Below are 22,002 nucleotides of genomic sequence, written 5' to 3' on the forward strand. Positions count from 1 at the left end.
TGGCCGGCTTGCCATTTTGGTACCCGGAGCCTGCCCATGAGCAACCTGCAATTCCGCCAGCCCGTCATGACCGACGCCGAGCGCTGCTACCAGATTGAGGTGAGTGCCTACGAGGGCGACGAGGCGGCCACCCTGGAAAAGATACGCACCCGTATCAGCCAGTACCCACAAGGCTTCCTGTTGCTCGAAGAGCAGGGCGGCATCGTGGGGTTCATCAACAGCGGCTGTGCCCATGCCGTGGTGATGGCTGACGAGGCGTTCAAAGACTTGGTCGGGCATGACCCGCTGGCAGCCAATGTGGTGATCATGTCGGTGGTGGTGGACCCCGCGCACCAGGGCAAAGGCTACGCCAAGCGGCTGATGGACGAATTCATTGCGCGGACCAAGGCGCAAGGCAAGCAGACCATTCACCTGATGTGCAAGGAGCAGCATGTCGAGCTGTACCGCAAGATGGGCTACCAGTACGTGCGGCCTTCGCCCTCCGACCACGGCGGCATGGCCTGGCACGAAATGGTCATGGCCCTCTAGGCAACCGTGAAGCGGGCCTCAGCAGCCTGTGGCTGCTGAGGTTGCTGGGGTATCAGTACTCCCAGAAGATCCGCTGCAGCTCCTTGCTGTCCTGGGTCTTGGTCATTGCCACCATGGCCAGAATCCGCGCCTTCTGCGGGTTCAGGTCGTGTGCCACCACCCAGTCGTTCTTGTCATCTGGCTGTTCGGCGTTACGCAGCACGAGGCCACCCTGGTTGACGTGCGACGAGCGAATGATCTGCACACCCTCCTTGCGCAGTTCCTGCAGCGCCGGCACTACCCGTGAAGACACCGAGCCATTGCCGGTACCGGCGTGGATCAGCGCCTTGGCGCCATGTTGCGCCAACGCTTTGTAGGCAGTGTCGGTCACGTTGCCATAGCCATAGGCAATGTCGACCTGCGGCAGGCTGCTGATCTGTTTGATGTCGAACTCGGAGTTGACCGTGTGACGCTTGGCCGGCAGGCGGAACCAGTACGACTTGCCTTCCACGACCATGCCCATTGGCCCCCATGCGCTCTTGAACGCTTCAGTCTTGATGTTGACGGCCTTGCTCACGTCACGGCCAGACTGGATCTCGTCGTTCATGGTCACCAGCACGCCCTTGCCTCGCGACTGCTGGTCGCCGGCCACGGCCACTGCATTGTAGAGGTTGAGCATGCCGTCGGCGGACATGGCGGTGCCCGGGCGCATCGAGCCGACTACCACGATTGGCTTGTCGGTCTTCTCGACCAGGTTGAGGAAGTAGGCGGTTTCTTCAAGCGTGTCGGTACCGTGGGTGATGACGATACCGTCCACATCCTTGCTGTCGGCCAGTTCGGCGACGCGTTTGGCCAGCTTCAGCAGGTCATCGTTGCTGATGCTTTCCGAGGCGATCTGCATCACCTGCTCGCCGCGCACATTGGCGATGTCAGCGAGCTCCGGCACGCCGGCGATCAGCTTGTCCACCCCCAGCTTGGCAGCCTGGTAGGTGGCGCTGTTGGCGGCGCTGGCGCCAGCGCCGGCGATGGTGCCACCGGTGGCGAGGATGACCACGTTGGCCAGTTTCTGCCGGGTTTCGGCTTCCTTGGCCGAGGCGGCGGTGGGCAGGACCAGCAGCAGGGTGAGGGCGCTGGGGGCAAAGGTTTTCAGTGCGGCATTCATCGTTCTTGTGCTCTCTTCCAAATGAGATGGTTTTTGAATCGCGCAGCTTGCAAGGCATCTTTCATACCAGCTTGCGCGCGCAGTGGTGCAGGCACCGCTGTGTGTTGCAGTGCTGTGCGCAGCAGCCCCGAAACCACGGCCGCAGTGCAGGTTGGCGCAGGTGCAGCGCAGCCCGGCTCGACCTAGGGGGGGGCGTTGCGGGGGTAGTGTTCCATTCGAGAATCCGAACAGGCGTAGGAAAAGGTGTTCGGTTTTGCGGAAAGATTCTGGATAATCAGCGCCAACGGTTTCGGCCGCTGACCTGAAAAACGGATTTGACAAACCCTGCTACTGTTTCCATAGTTACGTACCGCAAACGTTTGCGATCCGATAAAAAAACAAGATTCGGAGTCATCGTCCATGAAACTGCCGTTCCCCGGTCGTCTGCTGGCCCTCGCTGTCGTTTCCTCACTCTCCCTTGCCTTGCCGTTTTCTGCCGCCCACGCCGAAGACAAGCCCAAGGTCGCCCTGGTCATGAAATCGCTGGCCAACGAGTTCTTCCGCACCATGGAAGACGGTGCCAAGGACTACCAGAAAAGCCACGCCGCTGAGTTTGATTTGATTGCCAACGGCATCAAGAACGAAACCGACACTGGCGAACAGATCCGCATCGTCGAGCAAATGGTCAACGCCGGCGCCAAGGCGCTGGTGATTGCCCCGGCCGATTCCAAGGCGTTGGTATCAGCGGTGAAGAAAGCCATGGACAAAGGCGTGGTGGTGATCAACATCGATAACCGCCTGGACCCAGAGCTGCTCAAGAGCAAAGGCATCAGCGTGCCCTTCGTCGGCCCTGACAACCGCAAAGGCGCGCGTATGGTGGGCGAGTACCTGGCCCAACAGAAGCTCAAGGCCGGTGACCAGGTGGGCATCATCGAAGGGGTGCCAACCACCACCAACGCCCAGCAGCGCACTGCAGGCTTCAAGGACGCCATGGAAGCCGCCAAAATGAACATCGTCTCGGTCCAAAGCGGTAACTGGGAGATCGACAAAGGCAACGCCGTCGCCGCTTCCATGCTCAACGAATACCCCGACCTGAAGGCCCTGCTGGCCGGTAACGACAGCATGGCGCTGGGTGCGGTTTCGGCTGTGCGTGCCGCCGGCAAGGCGGGCCAGGTGCAAGTGGTCGGCTATGACAATATCAACGCCATCAAGCCCATGCTGGCCGATGGCCGCGTGCTCGCCACCCTTGACCAGGCAGCCAGCCAGCAAGCCGTATTCGGTATTCAGGCAGCATTGAAAATGGTCAAAGGCGAAAAGCCTGACGTGGATGCCGACAACGTCATCCAGACCCCAGTCAAGCTCGTTACCAAGTAGCCCCGACCCTGCCAGGAGAACCGGCCATGCCTGCATCGGCCAATGAAGTGGTGCTCGCTGCCAGCGGCCTTGGCAAGACCTACGCCCAGCCGGTGCTGGGCGAGGTCAGCCTGAATCTGCGGGCCGGCGAAGTGCTGGCCCTGACCGGCGAGAACGGTGCGGGCAAGAGCACGCTGTCCAAGTTGATCAGCGGCCTGGAAACCCCCACCACCGGGCACATGACCTACCGCGGCCAGGCCTACGCCCCCGCCAGCCGCAGCGAGGCCGAGCGCCTTGGCGTGCGCATGGTCATGCAGGAACTGAACCTGCTGCCAACCTTGACCGTGGCGGAAAACCTGTTTCTCGACAACCTGCCCAGCCGTTTTGGCTGGATCAACCACAAACGCCTGCGCCAGTTGGCCACGGCGGCCATGGCCAGGGTCGGGCTCGATGCCATCGACCCGGATACCCCAGTCGGCGAACTGGGTATCGGCCACCAGCAAATGGTCGAAATCGCCCGTAACCTGATCGGCGACTGCCACGTGCTGATCTTCGACGAACCCACCGCGATGCTGACCGCGCGCGAAGTGGAGCTGCTGTTCACCCAGATCGACCGCCTGCGCGCGCGCGGGGTGGCCATCGTGTACATCTCTCACCGCCTGGAAGAGCTGCAGCGCGTGGCCCAGCGGATCGTCGTACTGCGCGACGGCAGGCAGGTGTGTGACGAGCCCATCCAGCGCTACAGCAGCGCCGAACTGGTCAACCTCATGGTGGGCCGCGAACTGGGCGAGCACATCGACCTGGGCCGGCGGCAGCTTGGCGGACCCTTGCTCAAGGTCGAGCGGCTTACCCGCAGCGACAAGGTGCGCGAGGTATCTTTCGAGGTCAGGGCAGGGGAGATATTCGGCATCTCCGGCCTGATCGGCGCGGGCCGCACCGAGTTGTTGCGCCTGATCTACGGCGCCGACCGTGCTGACAGCGGCAGCATCGCATTGGGCCAGCCACCGCAGCCGGTGACCATCGACTCGCCCAAGGCGGCCGTGCGCGCAGGCATAGCCTTGATCACCGAAGACCGCAAAGGCGAGGGCCTGCTGCTGAGCCAGTCGATCAGCGCCAACATTGCCTTGGGCAACCTTGGCGCCGTGTCACGGGCCGGCGTGCTCGACGGCGAGGCGGAAAGGGCCTTGGCCGAGCGCCAGATCCAGGCCATGCGTATTCGCAGCGCCGGTGCGCAGCAGGTGGTTGGCGAGCTGTCGGGTGGCAACCAGCAGAAGGTCGTGATCGGCCGTTGGCTGGAGCGCGACTGCCAGGTGCTGCTGTTCGACGAGCCCACCCGGGGCATCGATGTCGGTGCCAAGTTCGACATCTACGGCCTGCTGGCCGAGCTGGCACGCCAAGGCAAGGCCCTGGTGGTGGTGTCCAGCGACCTGCGCGAATTGATGTTGATCTGCGACCGCATCGCCGTGCTGTCTGCCGGCCGCCTGATCGACACCTTCGACCGTGAGCACTGGACGCAGGATCAACTGTTGGCGGCAGCCTTTGCCGGTTATCAGAAACGTGACGCTCTGCTGCATGAGGCAGCCCCCAGGATGGACGTATGAAAACCACACCGCTCGACAGCCAAGGCGACGCCGTGCGCCGCAACGGTTCCTATTATGGCCTGGGCACCTACCTGGGCCTGGCCGGCGCCTTGCTGGCGATGATCGTGCTCTTCTCGTTCCTCAGCAGCCACTTCTGGTCGTACAACACTTTCAGTACATTGGCCAACCAGATCCCGGACCTGATGGTACTGGCGGTCGGCATGACCTTCGTGCTGATCATCGGCGGTATCGACCTGTCGGTGGGGTCGGTGCTGGCCCTGGCCGCGTCTACGGTGAGCGTGGCGATGCTCGGTTGGGGCTGGGGCGTGCTACCCGCCGCGCTGCTGGGCATGGCCGTGGCTGCGCTGGCCGGCAGCATCACTGGCAGCGTGACCGTGGCCTGGCGCATCCCGTCGTTCATCGTCTCGCTCGGCGTGCTGGAAATGGCCCGTGGCCTGGCCTACCAGTTCACCGACTCGCGCACCGCCTATATCGGCGATGCCTATGCCTGGTTCTCCGACCCGGTCGCCTTTGACATCTCGCCAGCGTTCATCATCGGCTTGCTGGTGATCGTGCTGGCCCACCTGGTACTGACCCGCACGGTGTTCGGCCGCTACCTGATCGGCATCGGCACCAATGAAGAGGCCGTGCGCCTGGCAGGTATCGACCCACGGCCCTACAAAGTGCTGGTGTTCGCGCTGATGGGCCTGCTGGCCGGGCTGGCTGCGCTGTTCCAGATTTCCCGGTTGGAAGCGGCCGACCCGAATGCCGGCTCTGGCCTGGAACTGCAGGTCATTGCCGCCGTGGTGATCGGCGGCACCAGCCTGATGGGCGGGCGTGGCTCGGTCATCAGCACCTTCTTCGGCGTGCTGATCATTTCCGTACTGGCCGCGGGGCTGGCGCAGATCGGTGCCAGCGAACCGACCAAGCGCATCATCACCGGGGCGGTGATCGTCATTGCCGTGGTGCTCGACACTTACCGTAGCCGGCGTGCAGGCCGGCGGAACTGACAACATGGCAACCATCAAAGATGTCGCGGCATTGGCGGGTATTTCCTATACCACGGTGTCCCATGTATTGAACAAGACCCGACCGGTCAGCGAGCAGGTGCGGCAGAAAGTGGAGGCCGCGATTGTCGAGCTCGACTATGTGCCCAGTGCCGTGGCGCGTTCGCTGAAGGCTCGTAGCACGGCGACCATCGGCCTGCTGGTGCCCAGCAGCGTGAACCCTTACTTTGCCGAGCTGGCGCGGGGCATCGAGGACGCCTGTGAACGCAACGGCTATTGCGTGATTCTGTGCAACTCCGACGACAACCCGCAAAAGCAGCGCAGTTACCTGCGCGTGTTGCTGGAAAAGCGCATCGACGGGCTGGTGGTGGCGTCGGTGGGCGAGGACAGCGACCTGCTGCAGAGCCTGGCCAGCGTACGTACGCCCATGGTGATCGTCGACCGCGAGCTGGAAGGGGTGGACGCTGACCTGGTGCGCATCGACCATGAGCACGGCGCTTACCTGGCGACCCAGCACCTGCTGGCCCTGGGGCACCGCGACATCGCCTATATCGGCGGCCCCGCCGATACCGGGGTAACCCAGCTGCGCCTGCGCGGCTTTCATCGGGCCATGGCCGAGGCGCAGGCGCCGGTGCACAGTGACCGTGTGCTGCACTGCGACTTCACCAGCCCGGGCGGCCATGCCGCCGCTGCGCAAGTGTTGCAGGGGCGGCGACCTACGGCCATTTTTGCGGGCAACGACATGATCGGTTTCGGCGTGCTGCGCGCTGCCGCCGAACGCAATATCAACGTGCCCGGCGAATTGTCGGTGATCGGCTTCGACGACATCGAGCTCAGCCGCTACGTGTACCCGCCGTTGACCACCGTGGGCCAGTCGATCCGCGAACTGGGCGAGAGCGCTGCCTCGCTGTTGCTGGCGCGCATCGGCACCCCCCGGCAAGGCATGGCCGAGCAGCGCATCGTAGCCCCGCGCATTGTCTTGCGCGAATCCACCGGGCCGCGCCCGGACCTGTTCAACGATTACCGCTAACGCTAAGGAACTGTCATGAATGCCAAGGTTGTGGTGGTCGGCAGCCTCAACATGGACCTGGTGGTCCGCGCCCAGCGCTTGCCTCGCGCCGGCGAAACCCTGCCCGGTGAGCGTTTTTTCACGGTGCCGGGCGGCAAGGGGGCCAACCAGGCCGTAGCAGCTGCGCGCCTGGGCGCCAGCGTGGCGATGATTGGCAATGTCGGCGATGACGATTATGGCCGCCAGTTGCACCAGGCATTGTCCGCAGAAGGCATCGACTGCCAGGGCGTCAGTACCTGCCCCGGCGTGTCCAGCGGTGTAGCCCTGATCACCGTGGATGCCGGCAGCCAGAATTGCATTGTCATCATCCCCGGCGGCAACGGCCTGCTGACGCCGCAGTCGGTGCAGCACTTCGAGGCGTTGTTGCAGGCTGCGCAGGTGGTCATCTGCCAGTTGGAGGTGCCGGTCGACACGGTGGCCTGGACGCTGAGGCGGGCGCGTGAACTGGGCAAGCAGGTGATCCTCAACCCGGCGCCTGCCACCGGCCCGCTGCCTGCGCAATGGTTCGCGCTCATCGATTACCTCACCCCCAATGAAAGCGAGGCCGAAGCGCTGACCGGCATTGCGGTGACCGACCAGGCGAGCGCGCAGCTTGCCGCAGAGCGCTTGCTGCAGGCGGGGGCGGGCAAGGTGATCGTCACGCTGGGCGCGCAAGGGGCATTGCTGGTAACGCCCGAGGGCCACCAGCATTACCCCGCACCGGTGGTGCAGCCGCTGGACACCACTGCTGCTGGCGACACCTTCATTGGCGGCTTCGCTGCGGGCCTGGTGCGTGGCCTGGAGGAGGGCGAGGCCATCGCCTTCGGCCAGCGTGCTGCGGCGCTGTCGGTGACACGCGCTGGCGCGCAGCCATCAATCCCTTACCTGGCGGAGCTGGTGCCATGAAGAAAACCCCGCTGCTGAACGTTGCCCTTTCGCGCACCATCGCCGGCATGGGCCATGGCGATATCCTGGTGATCGGCGATGCGGGCCTGCCGGTGCCGCCAGGCGTGGAAATGATCGACCTGGCGATCACCCCTGGCTTGCCGGACTTCGCCAGTGTGTTGCGGGCCGTGCTGAGCGAGCTTCAGGTAGAGCGGCATGTGCTGGCCGAGGAAATGCAGAAAGTGGTGCCGCCAGCGCTGGTCGAGCTCGAGCGCCTGAAGGGCAAGCTGGGCAAGCGCGAATGGCTTAGCCATGAAGCATTCAAGGTGCTGTCGCGCAGTGCCCGGGCGGTGGTGCGTACCGGTGAGTGCCAGCCCTACAGCAATATCGCGCTGGTTTCCGGCGTCACGTTCTGAGCCGTTTACCAGCCGCCGGTGCCACCCGGCGCGTCTGCCGTTATTCACCAAAGGCAACAGGAGTGCCATTCCATGCTCAAGCCCTGGCTTCAAGGACTCGCTTTCATGCTCACTGCCACCAGCTTGCAGGCTGCCCCCATCGACCTGATCATCGACACCGACCCCGGTGCTGACGACGTGGTCGCCTTGTTCCTGGCCCTGGCCTCGCCAGAAGAACTCAATGTTCGCGCCATCACCACCGTGGCCGGCAATGTGCGCCTGGATAAAACCTCCCGCAACGCGCGCCTGGCGCGCGAATGGGCTGGCCGCGAAGACATCCCGGTTTACGCGGGGGCCGGCCGCCCGCTGGTGCGCGCCCCTGTCTATGCCGCAGAAGTGCACGGCGAAGAAGGCCTGGCCGGCGTTCAAGTGCATGAGCCGAAGGCCCCGCTGGCCGCCGGCAACGCCGTGCAGTACCTGGTAGACACCTTGGCGGCCGCCAAGCCGCACAGCATCACCGTGGCCATGCTCGGCCCACAGACCAACCTGGCCCTGGCGCTGATCCAGCGCCCGGAGATTGCCAAGGGCATCAAGGAGGTGGTGGTCATGGGCGGCGCCCACTTCAACGGCGGCAACATCACCCCGGCGGCAGAATTCAACCTCTACGCCGACCCCCATGCAGCCCAGGTGGTTCTGGCCAGCGGGGTGCAACTGACCTATCTACCGCTGGACGTCACACACAAGCTGCTGACCAGCGACGCCCGGCTGCAGCAGTTGGCCGCGGTGAATACACAAGCCAGCAAGCGGGTGGTGGACATTCTCAACGTGTACATCAAGCACGACATGGCGTTGTACGGCATGCCCGGCGGTCCGGTGCATGACGCCAGCGTCATTGCCTACTTGCTCAAGCCCGAACTGTTTAGCGGCCGGCGCATTCACCTGAGCATCGACAGCCGCGAAGGCCCGACCTTTGGTCAGACCGTCGCTGACTGGCACGGCGTGCTCAAGCAGCCGGCCAATGTGTTGTGGGTGGAGCAGGGTGACGCCCAAGGCCTGTTCGACCTGCTTAGCGCCCGGTTGGCGCGGCTGCAATAGCTGCGCGCGGGGCGTAGCGCTCCAGCACCTGCTCGATGAAGCTGCGTGCTGCTTCGGGGCCGCGGTCGCGCACCAGCAGGTCGATGCCGATCAACAGCAACTCCTCTGGTGTGCCAGGGCTGTACGCACTCTGGCCCTCGGCCCACTTGACCTTGATATCGGCATCGATGGTGTGGCTGCTCATGAAAAGCTCTCGCTAGGGGCCCGGAACGAAGGGGTGAACACCTGACCCTGGTGTTCGATGGAGGCGGGATGCACTCCACTTCTTGCAGCAAATCATGGCTTTGCGCCAGTGACCGTGCGCGCTAAGCATATGGCAAACGCAGCGGGTTGTGCAAAATCCGGTCACGATTGCTTTTCCCCCTCGTTGATCGAGTTCAGGCAGACTTGACCGGTTTTGCAACAAATGATGAGCGGAACTGTCGGATCAGACATTCCCATACCGATTTAGGAGGCTTCATGTTCCGTACCCGTGCTTACCTGGCAACCCTGGCGATGGCTGCTGTCCTGGCTGGTTGCAGCACTGGTGGCGATGCTGGTGGTAATGCCAGTGGGGCTGCACCGGCTGCGCCGGCCGGCAACGACGGCCGCTGCGATGCCAGCGGCGCAGACTTTGCCATGGGCAAGCAAGCCAGTGCCGAGTTGCTGGAGCAGGCGCGCAAGGCCAGTGGTTCGCAAATAGCGCGTATTCTCAAGCCGCACGACGTGGTAACCCTGGAGTACCGGTCCGAGCGCTTGAACCTTAACGTCAATGAGCAGGGTGTGGTCAACCGCGTCAACTGCGGCTGATTCAGCTACCCCCGGCCCCTGGGGCGCGCCCAAAAAAAACCCGCCACAAGGGCGGGTTTTTTACAGCTATCCGAATTACTCCGGACGAACCTGTGCAGCCTGCATGCCTTTCTGGCCGCGCTCGGCGACGAAGGAAACAGTCTGGCCTTCTTTCAGGCTCTTGAAGCCGTCAGATTCGATGGCTTTGAAGTGAACGAACAGGTCGTCGCCGCCGCCTGCTGGGGTGATGAAGCCGTAGCCTTTCTCATCATTGAACCATTTGACGGTGCCTTGTTGGCGATTGGACATGGGTGAATCTCCAGAACATTTAGTTTTTTCGGTGGTGCAATGCGGCCGAGGCTACGGAGCACGGGACGTATCATAGTCCATTTCTGCGCATCTAGCGCCTTTTACCTTCGCCGGATATTGATCCAGCTCAAAGATTTACCGGCCGACTTTGGCTTTAAGGTTTCAGCTCTTCGGTGCGCAGGCCTGTTTCACAACCGTTTGCGCTTTCTGCATCAGCTTGGCGTCCACGCCATCCTTGCTGTCCAGGTCGGCAATTTCGGCATCGGTGAAGTTCTTCTTGATGGCTTGGGCGCCACAGTCGCAGTGTTTCTTCGCAGTTGCAGCATCAACGCCCTGGCCGCTGGCCACCTGCGTGCACTGAGCCATGTAGCCGGCCTCTTTCCCCGGTGGGAAGTTGCCAGCGTTCGCGGCTACCGGCAGCAGCAGGGCAGCAGTGGCCGCCAGGGCCAGAAGAGACGGAACTCGCATAACCAGTTACTCCTTGGGTTAAGGTCTCATCAAGAGTAGGTTGCTTCCCAAAGTCTGATAGGGCTTTTTCCGGGTTAGTTCACCCCGACCCTGTAATTTCCAAATATTTCTGCCTGCGGTGCAACCCGCGTGCTAGCATGCTCGGCTTGTGTTCGCGCCTTTGCCCGGCGCAGCCATTTTTCTTTCCAGTCACTCTGGTTCGTCCCTCGCAAGCCGAAAGGCTTCTGCCACTGTGAGGCAGGCTTCCTTTGCAGGAAGGCAGGTCGGATCTTGTACTGGCTCATCCCAACCCACGTGACCTTTGGTAGGGGTCACCACTAGGAGAGGAGGCGCCATGCCCGTTATTACTCTTCCCGATGGCAGTCAGCGTTCGTTTGATCACGCCGTATCCGTAGCCGATGTAGCCGCATCCATTGGTGCAGGCCTCGCCAAGGCCACCGTGGCCGGCAAGGTCGACGGCAAGCTGGTCGACGCCTGCGACCTGATCAGCCACGACGCCACACTGCAGATCATCACCCCTAAAGATGCAGAGGGACTGGAGATCATCCGCCACTCGTGCGCCCATTTGGTTGGCCACGCGGTGAAGCAGCTGTACCCGACCGCCAAGATGGTGATCGGCCCGGTGATCGACGAAGGCTTCTATTACGACATCGCCTACGAGCGCCCCTTCACCCCTGAAGACCTGGCCGCCATCGAAAAGCGCATGATGGAGCTGATCGACAAAGACTACGACGTGATCAAGAAGGTCACCCCGCGCGCCGAAGTCATCGACGTTTTCACCGCCCGTGGCGAAGACTACAAGCTGCGCCTGGTCGAAGACATGCCGGACGAACAGGCCATGGGCCTGTACTACCACGAAGAATACGTTGACATGTGCCGTGGCCCGCACGTGCCCAACACCCGCTTCCTCAAGGCTTTCAAGCTGACCAAGCTGTCCGGCGCCTACTGGCGTGGCGATGCCAAGAACGAGCAGTTACAGCGCGTGTACGGCACCGCCTGGGCGGACAAGAAGCAGCTGGCAGCCTACATCCAGCGCATCGAAGAAGCCGAAAAGCGCGACCACCGCAAGATTGGCAAGCAGCTCGACCTGTTCCACTTGCAGGAAGAAGCCCCAGGCATGGTGTTCTGGCATGCCAACGGCTGGACCGTCTACCAGGTGCTCGAGCAGTACATGCGTGGCGTGCAGCGCGAAAACGGCTACCAGGAAATCAAGACCCCGCAGGTTGTCGACCGTATTCTGTGGGAGCGTTCCGGCCATTGGTCCAACTACGCCGAGAACATGTTCACCACTTCGTCGGAAAGCCGCGACTACGCGGTAAAACCGATGAACTGCCCGTGCCATGTGCAGGTGTTCAACCAGGGCCTGAAAAGCTACCGCGACCTGCCGCTGCGCCTGGCCGAGTTCGGTGCCTGCCACCGTAACGAGCCATCCGGTGCCCTGCACGGCATCATGCGCGTACGTGGCTTCGTACAGGACGACGCGCACATCTTCTGCACCGAAGAACAGGTGAAGAAAGAAGCAGCCGACTTCATCAAGCTGACCCTGGACGTGTACAAGGACTTCGGCTTCAGCGACATTGCCATGAAGCTGTCCACCCGCCCGGCCAAGCGTGTCGGTTCCGAAGAGCTGTGGGACCGTGCCGAAGGTGCACTGGCCGACGCCCTGAACGAATCCGGCCTGGAGTGGGAATACCAGCCAGGCGAAGGCGCCTTCTACGGTCCGAAGATCGAGTTCACCCTGCGTGACTGCCTTGGCCGTAACTGGCAGTGCGGTACCCTGCAGTACGATCCGAACCTGCCAGAGCGCCTGGATGCCAGCTATATCGCCGAAGACAACAGCCGCGTGCGCCCGGTAATGCTGCACCGTGCCATCCTCGGCTCGTTCGAGCGCTTCATCGGCATGCTGATCGAGCACTACGCTGGCGTGTTCCCGGCCTGGCTCGCACCGACCCAGGCGGTGATCATGAACATCACCGACAAACAGGCCGATTTCGCCCTTCAGGTGGAGAAATCTCTGAACGGTAGCGGTTTCCGTGCCAAGTCGGACTTGAGAAATGAGAAGATCGGCTTTAAAATCCGCGAGCATACTTTGCTCAAGGTCCCGTACCTTTTGGTTATAGGGGACCGCGAAGTCGAAACGCAAACCGTCGCTGTGCGCACTCGCGAAGGTGCTGACCTGGGCTCCATGCCCGTCGCCCAGTTCGTTGAGCTGCTGAATCAAGCGGTTTCCCGGCGTGGTCGCCAAGAATCGGAGTAATGACTATTAAGCGTGAAATGAGAAACGATAAGCGTGCTGTACCGAAGGCCCCGATCAACGAGAATATCTCGGCCCGCGAGGTTCGGTTAATTGGCGCAGACGGCGAGCAAGTTGGCATCGTCTCGATTGATGAAGCGCTGCGTATCGCTGATGAAGCGAAGCTGGACCTGGTAGAAATCTCTGCAGACGCAGTACCACCTGTCTGCAAGGTGATGGACTACGGCAAGCACCTCTTCGAGAAGAAGAAGCAGGCTAACGAAGCCAAGAAAAACCAGAAACAGATCCAGATCAAAGAAATCAAGTTTCGTCCAGGGACGGAGGATGGGGATTACCAGGTAAAACTACGCAACCTGGTACGTTTCCTTACCGATGGGGACAAGGCCAAGATCTCTCTGAGATTCCGCGGCCGTGAGATGGCCCACCAGGAGCTGGGCATGGAGCTGTTGAAGCGGGTCGAAGCCGACCTCGCCGAATACGGCACCGTTGAGCAGCATCCCAAGATGGAAGGACGCCAGCTTATGATGGTCATCACCCCCAAGAAAAAGAAATAATCTCCCGGGCACGGCAGGCCTGATGATTATGTGTAATTTTATCGAATGCGGAGTTCCAACATGCCAAAAATGAAAACCAAGAGCGGTGCTGCGAAGCGCTTCCTGAAGACTGCTTCGGGCTTCAAGCACAAGCACGCTTTCAAGAGCCACATCCTGACCAAAATGTCGACCAAGCGTAAGCGTCAACTGCGCGGTGCCAGCTTGCTGCACCCGTCCGACGTGGCGAAAGTCGAGCGCATGCTGCGCGTACGTTAATTCTGGTTAAGATAGAGGAAGTTACTCATGGCTCGTGTTAAGCGCGGCGTTATCGCTCGTAAGCGTCACAAAAAAATTCTGAAGCTGGCTAAAGGTTACTACGGTGCACGTTCGCGCGTATTCCGTGTAGCCAAGCAAGCGGTCATCAAGGCTGGCCAATACGCCTACCGCGACCGTCGCCAGAAGAAGCGTCAGTTCCGCGCACTGTGGATCGCTCGTATCAACGCCGGTGCCCGCACCAACGGTCTGTCCTACAGCCGTCTGATTGCTGGCCTGAAAAAGGCTTCGATCGAAATCGACCGTAAGGTTCTGGCCGATCTGGCAGTGAACGAAAAAGCGGCGTTTGCTGCGATTGTCGAGAAAGCTAAAGCCGTTCTGGCTTAAGTACCCGCGACAATCACCCGGCGGCGCTCGCGGCGCCGGGCATTGAACGTCATCGATAGGGGAAGAGCCTTCAAAGCTCTTCCCCTATTTTCGTATCTGGAGTCTGTACATGGAAAACCTGGATGCGCTGGTCTCCCAAGCCCTAGAGGCCGTGGAGCGCGCTGAAGACATCACTACCCTGGAACAGATCCGGGTTAACTATCTCGGCAAGAAAGGCGAGCTGACCCAGGTGATGAAGACCCTGGGCAACCTGCCAGCCGAAGAGCGGCCGAAAGTCGGCGCGCTGATCAACGACGCCAAAGAGCGCGTTACCGTTGTGCTCAATGCCCGCAAGGCTGCCTTTGAAGAAGCCGAGCTCAGCGCTCGCCTGGCTGCCGAATGCATTGACGTCACCCTGCCAGGCCGTGGCCAGGCCACCGGTGGCCTGCACCCGATCACCCGTACCCTCGAGCGCATCGAGCAGTTCTTCACCCACATTGGCTACGGCATTGCCGAAGGCCCAGAGGTGGAAGACGACTACCACAACTTCGAAGCGCTCAACATTCCCGGCCACCACCCGGCGCGGGCGATGCACGACACCTTCTACTTCAATGCCAACATGCTGCTGCGTACCCACACCTCGCCGGTGCAGGTGCGGACCATGGAGTCCACCCAGCCGCCCATCCGCATTGTCTGCCCGGGCCGCGTTTATCGCTGCGACTCGGATATCACCCACTCGCCGATGTTCCACCAGGTCGAAGGCCTGCTGATCGACCGCGACATCAACTTCGCCGACCTCAAGGGCACCATCGAAGAGTTCCTGCGCGTGTTCTTCGAGAAAGAACTGGCGGTGCGTTTCCGCCCATCGTTCTTCCCCTTCACCGAGCCGTCCGCCGAAGTCGATATCCAGTGCGTGATGTGCTCCGGCAACGGCTGCCGGGTGTGCAAGCAAACCGGTTGGCTGGAAGTGATGGGTTGCGGCATGGTGCACCCGAACGTGCTGCGCATGTCTGGCATCGACCCGGAAGAGTTCCAGGGCTTCGCCTTTGGCATGGGGGCCGAGCGCCTGGCCATGCTGCGCTATGGCGTCAACGATTTGCGTCTGTTCTTCGACAACGACCTGCGGTTCCTGGCGCAATTCCGCTAGGCCCAATCGACGCAATTTTCAGGAGAACAGCATGAAATTCAGTGAACAGTGGCTGCGCGGTTGGGTAAACCCGCAAGTCTCTCGTGACGAACTGGTTGCCCGCCTGTCCATGGCCGGCCTTGAAGTCGACAGCGTTACCCCCGCTGCCGGCCAGTTCAGCGGCATCGTGGTAGGCGAGATCCTGGCCACCGAACAACACCCGGACGCCGACAAGCTGCGTGTGTGCCAGGTAACCAACGGCCAGGAAACCTTCCAGGTCGTGTGCGGCGCCCCTAACGCCCGCCCAGGCATCAAGGTGCCATTCGCCATGATCGGCGCCGAGCTGTCTGGCGACTTCAAGATCAAGAAGGCCAAGCTGCGTGGCGTCGAGTCCTTCGGCATGCTGTGCTCGGCTGCCGAGCTGGAAATCAGCGAAGAAAACGACGGCCTGCTGGAACTGGCAGCCGATGCCCCGGTAGGCGAGAACATTCGTACCTACCTGAGCCTGGACGACGCCAGCATCGAAATCGGCCTTACGCCGAACCGCGGTGACTGCCTTTCCATCGCCGGCCTGGCGCGTGACGTCAGCGCCCTGTACGACACCCCGGTCAGCCGCCCGGTAGTGCCTGCTGTACCACCGGCCCACGACGAAGTGCGCCCGGTTGAAGTCAGCGCCCCGGCTGCATGCCCGCGCTACCTGGGCCGCGTTATCCGTAACGTCGACCTGAGCAAGCCAACCCCGTTGTGGATGGTCGAGCGCCTGCGCCGCAGCGACGTGCGCAGCATCGACGCCGCCGTAGACGTCACCAACTACGTGATGCTCGAACTCGGCCAGCCGATGCACGCCTTCGACCTGGCAGAAATCAACGGCGGTATTCGCGTACGCATGGCCGAAGAGGGCGAAAAGCTCGTTCTGCTCGACGGCCAGGAAGTGGCCTTGCGCGCCGACACCCTGGTGATCGCCGACCACACCCGTGCCTTGGCCATCGCCGGCGTCATGGGTGGCGAGCATAGCGGTGTAAACACCGAAAAAACCCGCGACCTGTTCCTGGAAAGTGCCTTCTTCGAGCCGATTTCGGTTGCCGGTAAAGCCCGTTCCTACGGCCTGCACACCGACGCCTCGCACCGCTACGAGCGCGGCGTCGACTCGCACCTGGCCCGCGAAGCCATGGAACGCGCCACCCAGCTGCTGCTGGACATTGTCGGCGGCGAAGCCGGCCCGGTCGTCGAAGCCGTCAGCGAGCAGCACCTGCCGCAGGTGGCCCCGGTTACCCTGCGCGCCGAACGCATCACCCAGATGCTTGGCATGGAAATGGACCCAGCCCAGGTCGAGCAACTGCTCAACGCCCTGGAACTGACCACCAGCAAGGCAGCCGAAGGGGAGTGGACCGTCACCGTGCCAAGCCACCGCTTCGACATCAGCCTGGAAGTGGACCTGATCGAAGAACTGGCCCGCCTGTACGGCTACAACAACCTGCCGGTCCGCTACCCGCAAGCGCGCCTGGCGCCACAGGGCAAGCCGGAAACCCGCGGTGACCTACCGACCCTGCGCCGCCTGCTGGTTGCCCGCGGTTACCAGGAAGCCATCACCTACAGCTTCATCGACCCGAAACTGTTCGAACTGTTCAGCCCGCGCGTAGAGCCACTGCTGCTGGCCAACCCCATTTCCAGCGACATGGCCGCCATGCGTGCTTCGCTGTGGCCGGGCCTGGTCAAAGCCCTGCAGCACAACCTGAACCGCCAGCAAGACCGCGTGCGCCTGTTCGAAAGCGGCCTGCGTTTCGTCGGCCAGCTGGGTGACCTGCAACAGCAGCCCATGATCGCTGGCGTGGTCACCGGCAGCCGCCTGCCAGAAGGCTGGGCCAACGGCCGCGACGGCGTCGATTTCTTCGACGTTAAAGCCGACGTGGAAGCCTTGCTGGGTTATTCCGGTGCCCTGAGCGACTTCACCTTCAGCGCCGGCAAGCACCCAGCCCTGCACCCAGGCCAGACCGCCGCCATCGAGCGCGACGGCAAACTGGTCGGTTACCTCGGCGCCATCCACCCAGAGCTGGCCAAAGCCCTGGACCTGGACCGCCCGGTGTTCCTGTTCGAGCTGGTGCTTGGCGACGTGGTCGAAGGCCGCCTGCCGAAATTCAGCGAACTGTCCAAGTTCCCGGAAACCCGTCGTGACCTGGCCTTGATCGCCGGCCGTGACGTGGCAGCCAGTGCGGTGCTTGAATTGATTCGTGACAATGCAGGCGAATGGCTCACAGACCTCAGGCTGTTTGATGTCTACCAGGGTAAAGGTATTGATCCTGATAGAAAAAGCCTGGCCGTCGGCTTGACCTGGCAGCATCCATCGCGCACTCTTAACGACGATGAGGTGAACACTACCCTGCAAAACATCCTCACCTCGCTCGAACAAAGGTTGAACACCACGTTAAGGAAATAACGGCATGGGTGCTCTGACGAAAGCTGAGATGGCCGAAAGGCTGTACGAGGAGCTGGGGCTTAACAAGCGTGAGGCCAAGGAGCTGGTCGAGCTGTTTTTCGAAGAAATTCGGCACGCACTTGAAGAGAACGAGCAGGTCAAGCTGTCCGGTTTCGGCAACTTCGACCTTCGCGACAAACGCCAGCGGCCGGGCCGCAACCCCAAGACTGGGGAAGAAATCCCGATCACCGCACGGCGCGTCGTCACCTTTCGTCCAGGGCAGAAGTTGAAGGCCCGGGTTGAGGCCTATGCTGGAACCAAGCCATAACGACGAACTGCCCCCCATACCGGGCAAACGCTACTTCACCATTGGTGAAGTGAGCGAGTTGTGTGCCGTAAAGCCACACGTGCTGCGGTATTGGGAGCAGGAGTTCGACCAGCTCAACCCTGTGAAGCGGCGGGGGAACCGGCGGTATTATCAGCGGCAAGACGTGCTGATGATCAGGCAGATTCGCGCGCTGCTGTATGAGCAGGGGTTCACCATTGGCGGGGCGCGGTTGCGGCTCTCCAGTGATGAGGCTAAAGATGATTCGAGCCAGTACAAGCAGCTGATTCGGCAGATGATTGTCGAATTAGAGGATGTGCTGGTCGTGTTGAAGAAGTGAGCTGTGGCTTTTCGGGTGAGTGGAAATTTTTTTGAGAAAAAGCTTTCATTTATCAGAGGGTTAGGGTACATTCTTCAACGTTCTCGGCAGTATTGAGAACATGCTTCAAGCCCAGTCGGGGCGTAGCGCAGCCCGGTAGCGCACTTGCATGGGGTGCAAGGGGTCGAGTGTTCGAATCACTCCGTCCCGACCATATATTTCAGTGACTTAGGCCATTTCCGAAAGGGATGGCCTTTTTCATGTGCGTGACTTTTGCGTGACTTCTCAGGTTTTTACGCCTGCCTCCTCTTCAAAATGGTCAGTACCGGCCCACGCGAGTCCGTCGCTGAAACTTTGTTTGCAGCATCTATCAACTGCCCCAGCTCCGCGCCAGAATAGTGGCTGGTCACGCTTCCGTTTTTGTGACCAAGTAGCGACTTCCGATCTTCCTGTGTTACACCAGCTGCTTTCAGGCGTCTGCCGAAAGTGTGCTTCAAGTCGTGGACCCTGATCGAAGCGAACCCAGGGTGTGCCGGCCGCAAGATCAACTATAGAGCAGGCATCAACGTCCTTCGCTAAAGGAATCAACCAGCTTGTTGAGAATGCCTTCTTGGTACTGGCGGTTGTAACAACCAGGTTGATTCGGCGGGGTGTCATCGCACGCGATATTGTGTGCGCGGGTAGGGCTCCCATAAGTGCTATTGGAGAAATGAGAGCAACCGCTTAGCAAACAGATCCCAAACCCAAGTACCAACAATCCTTTTTTCATATCCTGCCTCGCACATAAGTCAATGCAGATTTGACGATTTAGCAGCCTAAAAGACACATTCATGCCCGCCAAGTGCGGGCTTCTTTTTGCTTGGAGAACCATGGCCAGACTCACCGAATCCCAGGCCGGAGGCGCGAATGTGCTCCGGTTTCTGGATCTGATCGCCTTTTCAGAAGGCACCTCTACCGTCAAAGGCAGTGATGATGGCTACAACGTGCTGTACGGCGGTGGGCTGTTTCAAGGCTATGCCGATCACCCGCGCCGCAAGCTGACTTTTCCCATAAACGGCAAGCCGGTCACCAACCTCAAGCGCGCCACCTCCCTCCTGCTGTTGCTGGCCACAGCCTCACTCACCGCGTGCCTCCCCTGGAAGCGCGAACGCGCCGCCTACGCGGACCTTTGCGAATCCGAGTTCCAGTTCAAAGTGCCAGGCCCGCAGGGCGAAATCACGCTCTACCTGGAAACCTACCTCTACGACCACGCGGCACAGTGGGGTGAAAAGCGTTACGAGCAAGGCCTGCACGTGCAGTACCCAGGCGAGGAATACCCGCGGCCAGAATTTTTCGTGCAGATGATCGCCTACAACAAGGACCGCCAGCGCCCGTCCACCGACTCAAAACATGGTGAACCGCCGATTCCGGTGCTGTACGACAGCCGCCAGGCCTACATCATTTTCGAAGACGGCTCGCGCCTGAATGCGCGGCCCGAGGTGTACGTAGGCCGCAACGATATCTACGACTATCCCTCAGTGAATGAGCGGGCTGCCAGGCCGTCCCCGTACGACATCAACAGCGATGAAGTGCACCGGATGATTCCCAAGCTCACCAACAACAAGCGCTACGGCTCGGCGTATGTAATCTTCCAGACGGACAAGCTGAACGCTGACTCCAAGTGGACCATTCACCTGGGCAGCTTGCAGGTGCAGGGGCGCGCAGTGGCGATTCCGCCACTGCAGTTGTGTTATCACCCGGTGAAGAAATGGATCGGCATCGAGCCGCTGATGAAGCCGTGAAGCTGCAGCAAGGTTGGTTTGGTGGTGTTTGGCGGGGGTGGGAGCGAAAGGGAATTTTTGTCAGAAATGCTGATTTTTTCTTGAGTCTGGGATTGCTGAACGGCGTTGAAGAGCTGGCGACCGCTTTGCGGTCCGGCCGCCACGCAAGGTCGGATAGGCACGCCACCTGAACGATGTGATTTGGCCGCGATCGAACCTCCAGGGCCTGGTCTGGCTTCATCGCTCGCAAGCAAGCGCATGCTGCACAGGCCACGAGCTCTCCAGCCGCAGCTCGTAAGTGTTGGCCGAATGGATAGGTGTTGTGTCAGTTCTGCCACCCTGATTTCCCTTCGATTTCCATATACTTTCACTGTTGTTATCAAGATATTTCAGCCAAATTGGCGCCAGGCGTTAAGGTGTTCCGTGACTGCAAATCCGACCGATGTGAAGCTTGGCGAGTTACTGCTGGCAGATGTTCTCAACGCTCCGGGCGTTTGGGTAGAGCCGCCTAATGTCCGCAGGGGAGGTGAGAGCGGTGTGTTGCGGGTAGAGCTGGGTGGGCTGACGTTCTATAAAAAGCAGCAGGTCGGGCATGTCTATCGAAGCCTGCGTCACCCTTTCGGCCACCCAACCGTTGCACGCGAGGCAAAGGCTGTGCGTGCTGCTACAGCGCTGGGGGTTGGTACGCCCGAGCTTGTGTACAGCCATATTCATAAACACCAGGGAAAGTGGCAGGCCGTGATGGTCACGGCGGCGCTGGAGGGCTACGTGTCGCTCGAAGACTTCCGTGCCCGGCAGCTGGAAAAAACGCTAGGGCATCATCGCTATCTCGAAATTCTTGAAGCCTATGGCCGAGCACTTGGCAAGCTGAATCTTGGAAAGTGGCAGCACGGTTGCCTGTATCTGAAACATGTCTTCGTCGATTTCAGGGCGCCAGGCCTGGCTGTCGCCTTGCTAGACCTGGAAAAGGCCAGAAAGCGCTTCAGCGCCAAACAGGCCGCCCGCCATGACTTGCGGCAGGTCAAGCGTCGGTCAGGCTGGGATGGCGAAGAGTGGGGGGCGTTCTGTCGGGGCTACAGGCATTCGTTCGGCACAAAAGCCGATGTATTGCTTTGACAGCCCGTTGTGCTCCATGACCTGCCCACCCATCCAGCATGGATGGAAAGCCAGTAGCGACTTCCCTGGTTGCATAGTACGGTCCGCCTTCAACAACCCCCCCCGGTGCGTTGTCGCCAATCCCACGGACCGGGACTCTCATGACCTGGGAGGTCGAATGGAAGTCGCTCGAAAGATCAGCCAACAAGCATTGGATAACGCTCTGGTAGCCTTCGCCCGCTACAAAATCGGAGAAATCAAAATCTTCGACCTGGAACAGGCGATGAGCTTCGAAGCGGGCGAAGCCCTATCCGAAAGCGGTCTGGTCCAGTTAACAATCGCCAAGATGGCGTCTGGCCGGTATCGCATCAGCGATGAAGGGGAGAACGCCATCACACAGGCTGGTCGGGATCGCCTCGAGGCCATCCGCGGCAGATCGTGATCTATTCAGCGTCGAGACGGCCGCAGTGGTGTACTGCGGCCGTTCGCCTGGCGCACCGCTCACTCCTGCACAAGGCTGGTTTGAGCCGGTGCCTGGGGCATTTGTGGGCTTATGCTTGGCACAACCATATTGCCGAGTTTGAATTGCTGGTAACTGGTGTAGGGCAGCATAACGGTGTCCGCAATGCCCGACATCGCCATATCGACCAGAATCTGGTACGGATCTGAATGGGCTCCAGTTCTTTCAGGGCCAGTCAAATTGCAAAATTGGTAGGCTACACCGCTATACATCCGTGGAATGGCTGGGCAATAGGAGTTCCACTCAGCCAGATCGCCCACTGCCTTTGACTCATTCGATACCGTACGCACGGTTCCACATCCGCTTATCGCTGCTGCGATGATGATCCCGATCCATGGCCTCATGATGCTGTCTCCTCTGCAATGGCCAGCCATTGTGCATCAGCTCTATTCGTCGCTTGCACGTACAAGGTTAGTGATCATACCTCGTTCGTTTCTGACGCTTCTGGATCACCTCAGGGCA

General features: G+C 60.9%; 25 protein-coding genes, 1 tRNA gene and 2 pseudogenes. 22 read left to right on the plus strand and 6 right to left on the minus strand.

The window, feature by feature from the left end:
- Window positions 1-36: 36 nt before the first annotated feature.
- Window positions 37-528 carry a GNAT family N-acetyltransferase gene (locus tag L1P09_RS10005; RefSeq protein WP_235768770.1) on the plus strand — a complete coding sequence of 164 codons (492 nt, stop codon included), beginning with the start codon at window positions 37-39 and terminating at the stop codon, window positions 526-528.
- A gap of 52 nt (window positions 529-580) precedes the next feature.
- Here L1P09_RS10005 and L1P09_RS10010 read toward each other — a convergent pair whose 3' ends face one another.
- Window positions 581-1,669: an asparaginase gene (locus L1P09_RS10010; RefSeq protein WP_235768771.1), complete on the minus strand. Its 1,089-nt coding sequence runs from the start codon at window positions 1,667-1,669 to the stop codon at window positions 581-583.
- Window positions 1,670-2,068: 399 nt separating this feature from the next.
- Here L1P09_RS10010 and L1P09_RS10015 point away from each other — a divergent pair, with 399 nt between their 5' ends.
- From L1P09_RS10015 to L1P09_RS10045, 7 genes are all read left to right on the plus strand, one after another.
- Window positions 2,069-3,022, plus strand: coding sequence for a sugar ABC transporter substrate-binding protein (locus tag L1P09_RS10015; protein ID WP_054912497.1), 954 nt, complete (start codon window positions 2,069-2,071; stop codon window positions 3,020-3,022).
- Window positions 3,023-3,048: 26 nt separating this feature from the next.
- Entirely contained in the window at window positions 3,049-4,602 is a 1,554-nt protein-coding gene (locus L1P09_RS10020; protein WP_235768772.1) for a sugar ABC transporter ATP-binding protein, read from the plus strand.
- Window positions 4,599-5,591, plus strand: a complete 993-nt coding sequence (locus L1P09_RS10025) for an ABC transporter permease (RefSeq protein ID WP_235768773.1) — start codon at window positions 4,599-4,601, stop codon at window positions 5,589-5,591. The genes L1P09_RS10020 and L1P09_RS10025 overlap by 4 nt, the downstream gene beginning before the upstream one ends.
- Window positions 5,592-5,595: 4 nt before the next feature.
- Window positions 5,596-6,618 (plus strand): LacI family DNA-binding transcriptional regulator, encoded by a 1,023-nt coding sequence (locus L1P09_RS10030; protein WP_235768774.1) that lies wholly within the window; start codon window positions 5,596-5,598, stop codon window positions 6,616-6,618.
- 15 nt (window positions 6,619-6,633) lie between these two features.
- Window positions 6,634-7,542, plus strand: a complete 909-nt coding sequence (gene rbsK / locus L1P09_RS10035; RefSeq protein WP_235768775.1) for a ribokinase — start codon at window positions 6,634-6,636, stop codon at window positions 7,540-7,542.
- Complete coding sequence (rbsD, locus tag L1P09_RS10040; protein ID WP_009685887.1) at window positions 7,539-7,937, plus strand: D-ribose pyranase; 399 nt, start codon at window positions 7,539-7,541, stop codon at window positions 7,935-7,937. The genes rbsK and rbsD overlap by 4 nt, the downstream gene beginning before the upstream one ends.
- Before the next feature lie 72 nt (window positions 7,938-8,009).
- Window positions 8,010-9,011 (plus strand): nucleoside hydrolase, encoded by a 1,002-nt coding sequence (locus tag L1P09_RS10045; protein WP_197885135.1) that lies wholly within the window; start codon window positions 8,010-8,012, stop codon window positions 9,009-9,011.
- Here the strand turns inward: L1P09_RS10045 and L1P09_RS10050 are convergent.
- Entirely contained in the window at window positions 8,983-9,195 is a 213-nt protein-coding gene (locus L1P09_RS10050) for a hypothetical protein (protein WP_054904114.1), read from the minus strand. The genes L1P09_RS10045 and L1P09_RS10050 overlap by 29 nt on opposite strands.
- A gap of 275 nt (window positions 9,196-9,470) precedes the next feature.
- Between L1P09_RS10050 and L1P09_RS10055 the strand changes: the two genes are divergently transcribed.
- A complete protein-coding gene (locus L1P09_RS10055) occupies window positions 9,471-9,800 on the plus strand; it encodes an I78 family peptidase inhibitor (protein ID WP_054904113.1) in 330 nt (109 codons plus the stop codon).
- A gap of 75 nt (window positions 9,801-9,875) precedes the next feature.
- Here the strand turns inward: L1P09_RS10055 and L1P09_RS10060 are convergent, their stop codons facing one another.
- Both L1P09_RS10060 and L1P09_RS10065 read right to left on the minus strand, forming a co-directional pair.
- Window positions 9,876-10,088: a cold-shock protein gene (locus L1P09_RS10060; protein WP_003250656.1), complete on the minus strand. Its 213-nt coding sequence runs from the start codon at window positions 10,086-10,088 to the stop codon at window positions 9,876-9,878.
- 162 nt (window positions 10,089-10,250) lie between these two features.
- Complete coding sequence (locus tag L1P09_RS10065; RefSeq protein ID WP_054904112.1) at window positions 10,251-10,556, minus strand: hypothetical protein; 306 nt, start codon at window positions 10,554-10,556, stop codon at window positions 10,251-10,253.
- A gap of 334 nt (window positions 10,557-10,890) precedes the next feature.
- Between L1P09_RS10065 and thrS the strand changes: the two genes are divergently transcribed.
- The 9 genes from thrS to L1P09_RS10110 all read left to right on the plus strand — a co-directional run bounded on the left by thrS (window position 10,891) and on the right by L1P09_RS10110 (window position 18,379).
- The gene (gene thrS / locus L1P09_RS10070; RefSeq protein WP_054904111.1) at window positions 10,891-12,813 is read left to right on the plus strand and encodes a threonine--tRNA ligase; all 1,923 of its coding nucleotides are present in this window, start codon (window positions 10,891-10,893) and stop codon (window positions 12,811-12,813) included.
- On the plus strand, window positions 12,813-13,364 hold the full coding sequence (gene infC / locus L1P09_RS10075; protein WP_235768776.1) for a translation initiation factor IF-3: 552 nt from the start codon (window positions 12,813-12,815) through the stop codon (window positions 13,362-13,364). The genes thrS and infC overlap by 1 nt, the downstream gene beginning before the upstream one ends.
- 60 nt (window positions 13,365-13,424) lie before the next feature.
- Window positions 13,425-13,619 carry a 50S ribosomal protein L35 gene (rpmI, locus tag L1P09_RS10080; protein WP_003250667.1) on the plus strand — a complete coding sequence of 65 codons (195 nt, stop codon included), beginning with the start codon at window positions 13,425-13,427 and terminating at the stop codon, window positions 13,617-13,619.
- Window positions 13,620-13,646: 27 nt separating this feature from the next.
- Window positions 13,647-14,003 (plus strand): 50S ribosomal protein L20, encoded by a 357-nt coding sequence (gene rplT / locus L1P09_RS10085; protein WP_003250671.1) that lies wholly within the window; start codon window positions 13,647-13,649, stop codon window positions 14,001-14,003.
- 109 nt (window positions 14,004-14,112) lie between these two features.
- On the plus strand, window positions 14,113-15,129 hold the full coding sequence (gene pheS / locus L1P09_RS10090; RefSeq protein ID WP_009685880.1) for a phenylalanine--tRNA ligase subunit alpha: 1,017 nt from the start codon (window positions 14,113-14,115) through the stop codon (window positions 15,127-15,129).
- A gap of 31 nt (window positions 15,130-15,160) precedes the next feature.
- Window positions 15,161-17,542 (plus strand): phenylalanine--tRNA ligase subunit beta, encoded by a 2,382-nt coding sequence (pheT, locus tag L1P09_RS10095; RefSeq protein WP_054904110.1) that lies wholly within the window; start codon window positions 15,161-15,163, stop codon window positions 17,540-17,542.
- Between the two features lie 4 nt (window positions 17,543-17,546).
- On the plus strand, window positions 17,547-17,849 hold the full coding sequence (gene ihfA, locus L1P09_RS10100; protein WP_003250679.1) for an integration host factor subunit alpha: 303 nt from the start codon (window positions 17,547-17,549) through the stop codon (window positions 17,847-17,849).
- Window positions 17,830-18,186, plus strand: coding sequence for a MerR family transcriptional regulator (locus tag L1P09_RS10105; protein WP_009685877.1), 357 nt, complete (start codon window positions 17,830-17,832; stop codon window positions 18,184-18,186). The genes ihfA and L1P09_RS10105 overlap by 20 nt, the downstream gene beginning before the upstream one ends.
- 116 nt (window positions 18,187-18,302) lie before the next feature.
- A tRNA-Pro gene (locus L1P09_RS10110) sits at window positions 18,303-18,379 on the plus strand.
- Between the two features lie 79 nt (window positions 18,380-18,458).
- Here the strand turns inward: L1P09_RS10110 and L1P09_RS10115 are convergent.
- Window positions 18,459-18,707, minus strand: a pseudogene (locus tag L1P09_RS10115) (tyrosine-type recombinase/integrase); the annotation flags it as partial.
- A 327-nt stretch (window positions 18,708-19,034) separates the two neighbouring features.
- Between L1P09_RS10115 and L1P09_RS26220 the strand changes: the two are divergent.
- The 4 genes and pseudogenes from L1P09_RS26220 to L1P09_RS10130 form a co-directional block, all read left to right on the plus strand.
- Window positions 19,035-19,238, plus strand: a pseudogene (locus tag L1P09_RS26220) (glycoside hydrolase); the annotation flags it as partial.
- Between the two features lie 21 nt (window positions 19,239-19,259).
- Window positions 19,260-19,946: a hypothetical protein gene (locus tag L1P09_RS10120; RefSeq protein ID WP_313903910.1), complete on the plus strand. Its 687-nt coding sequence runs from the start codon at window positions 19,260-19,262 to the stop codon at window positions 19,944-19,946.
- A gap of 402 nt (window positions 19,947-20,348) precedes the next feature.
- Window positions 20,349-21,041: a lipopolysaccharide kinase InaA family protein gene (locus L1P09_RS10125; protein WP_235768778.1), complete on the plus strand. Its 693-nt coding sequence runs from the start codon at window positions 20,349-20,351 to the stop codon at window positions 21,039-21,041.
- A gap of 157 nt (window positions 21,042-21,198) precedes the next feature.
- Window positions 21,199-21,462 (plus strand): hypothetical protein, encoded by a 264-nt coding sequence (locus tag L1P09_RS10130; protein WP_182366150.1) that lies wholly within the window; start codon window positions 21,199-21,201, stop codon window positions 21,460-21,462.
- Window positions 21,463-21,521: 59 nt separating this feature from the next.
- On the opposite strand, the gene L1P09_RS10135 is transcribed toward L1P09_RS10130, so the two are convergent.
- A complete protein-coding gene (locus tag L1P09_RS10135) occupies window positions 21,522-21,884 on the minus strand; it encodes a YceK/YidQ family lipoprotein (protein ID WP_192439918.1) in 363 nt (120 codons plus the stop codon).
- Between the last annotated feature and the right edge of the window lie 118 nt (window positions 21,885-22,002).

The organism is Pseudomonas juntendi, assembly GCF_021560075.1.
Taxonomy (GTDB): Bacteria; Pseudomonadota; Gammaproteobacteria; order Pseudomonadales; family Pseudomonadaceae; genus Aquipseudomonas; species Aquipseudomonas juntendi.

What these genes read in the sequence shown, in the direction of transcription:
- L1P09_RS10055 (WP_054904113.1), top strand. Translation starts at nt 9,471, where the DNA reads ATGTTCCGTACCCGTGCTTACCTGGCAACCCTGGCGATGGCTGCTGTC.
- L1P09_RS10135 (WP_192439918.1), bottom strand. Translation starts at nt 21,884, where the DNA reads ATGAGGCCATGGATCGGGATCATCATCGCAGCAGCGATAAGCGGATGT.
- rpmI (WP_003250667.1), top strand. Translation starts at nt 13,425, where the DNA reads ATGCCAAAAATGAAAACCAAGAGCGGTGCTGCGAAGCGCTTCCTGAAG.
- L1P09_RS10030 (WP_235768774.1), top strand. Translation starts at nt 5,596, where the DNA reads ATGGCAACCATCAAAGATGTCGCGGCATTGGCGGGTATTTCCTATACC.
- L1P09_RS10060 (WP_003250656.1), bottom strand. Translation starts at nt 10,088, where the DNA reads ATGTCCAATCGCCAACAAGGCACCGTCAAATGGTTCAATGATGAGAAA.
- L1P09_RS10065 (WP_054904112.1), bottom strand. Translation starts at nt 10,556, where the DNA reads ATGCGAGTTCCGTCTCTTCTGGCCCTGGCGGCCACTGCTGCCCTGCTG.
- L1P09_RS10105 (WP_009685877.1), top strand. Translation starts at nt 17,830, where the DNA reads ATGCTGGAACCAAGCCATAACGACGAACTGCCCCCCATACCGGGCAAA.
- ihfA (WP_003250679.1), top strand. Translation starts at nt 17,547, where the DNA reads ATGGGTGCTCTGACGAAAGCTGAGATGGCCGAAAGGCTGTACGAGGAG.
- L1P09_RS10010 (WP_235768771.1), bottom strand. Translation starts at nt 1,669, where the DNA reads ATGAATGCCGCACTGAAAACCTTTGCCCCCAGCGCCCTCACCCTGCTG.
- infC (WP_235768776.1), top strand. Translation starts at nt 12,813, where the DNA reads ATGACTATTAAGCGTGAAATGAGAAACGATAAGCGTGCTGTACCGAAG.
- L1P09_RS10020 (WP_235768772.1), top strand. Translation starts at nt 3,049, where the DNA reads ATGCCTGCATCGGCCAATGAAGTGGTGCTCGCTGCCAGCGGCCTTGGC.
- L1P09_RS10015 (WP_054912497.1), top strand. Translation starts at nt 2,069, where the DNA reads ATGAAACTGCCGTTCCCCGGTCGTCTGCTGGCCCTCGCTGTCGTTTCC.
- pheS (WP_009685880.1), top strand. Translation starts at nt 14,113, where the DNA reads ATGGAAAACCTGGATGCGCTGGTCTCCCAAGCCCTAGAGGCCGTGGAG.
- rbsK (WP_235768775.1), top strand. Translation starts at nt 6,634, where the DNA reads ATGAATGCCAAGGTTGTGGTGGTCGGCAGCCTCAACATGGACCTGGTG.
- L1P09_RS10050 (WP_054904114.1), bottom strand. Translation starts at nt 9,195, where the DNA reads ATGAGCAGCCACACCATCGATGCCGATATCAAGGTCAAGTGGGCCGAG.
- thrS (WP_054904111.1), top strand. Translation starts at nt 10,891, where the DNA reads ATGCCCGTTATTACTCTTCCCGATGGCAGTCAGCGTTCGTTTGATCAC.
- L1P09_RS10130 (WP_182366150.1), top strand. Translation starts at nt 21,199, where the DNA reads ATGGAAGTCGCTCGAAAGATCAGCCAACAAGCATTGGATAACGCTCTG.
- pheT (WP_054904110.1), top strand. Translation starts at nt 15,161, where the DNA reads ATGAAATTCAGTGAACAGTGGCTGCGCGGTTGGGTAAACCCGCAAGTC.
- rbsD (WP_009685887.1), top strand. Translation starts at nt 7,539, where the DNA reads ATGAAGAAAACCCCGCTGCTGAACGTTGCCCTTTCGCGCACCATCGCC.
- L1P09_RS10005 (WP_235768770.1), top strand. Translation starts at nt 37, where the DNA reads ATGAGCAACCTGCAATTCCGCCAGCCCGTCATGACCGACGCCGAGCGC.
- L1P09_RS10025 (WP_235768773.1), top strand. Translation starts at nt 4,599, where the DNA reads ATGAAAACCACACCGCTCGACAGCCAAGGCGACGCCGTGCGCCGCAAC.
- L1P09_RS10045 (WP_197885135.1), top strand. Translation starts at nt 8,010, where the DNA reads ATGCTCAAGCCCTGGCTTCAAGGACTCGCTTTCATGCTCACTGCCACC.
- rplT (WP_003250671.1), top strand. Translation starts at nt 13,647, where the DNA reads ATGGCTCGTGTTAAGCGCGGCGTTATCGCTCGTAAGCGTCACAAAAAA.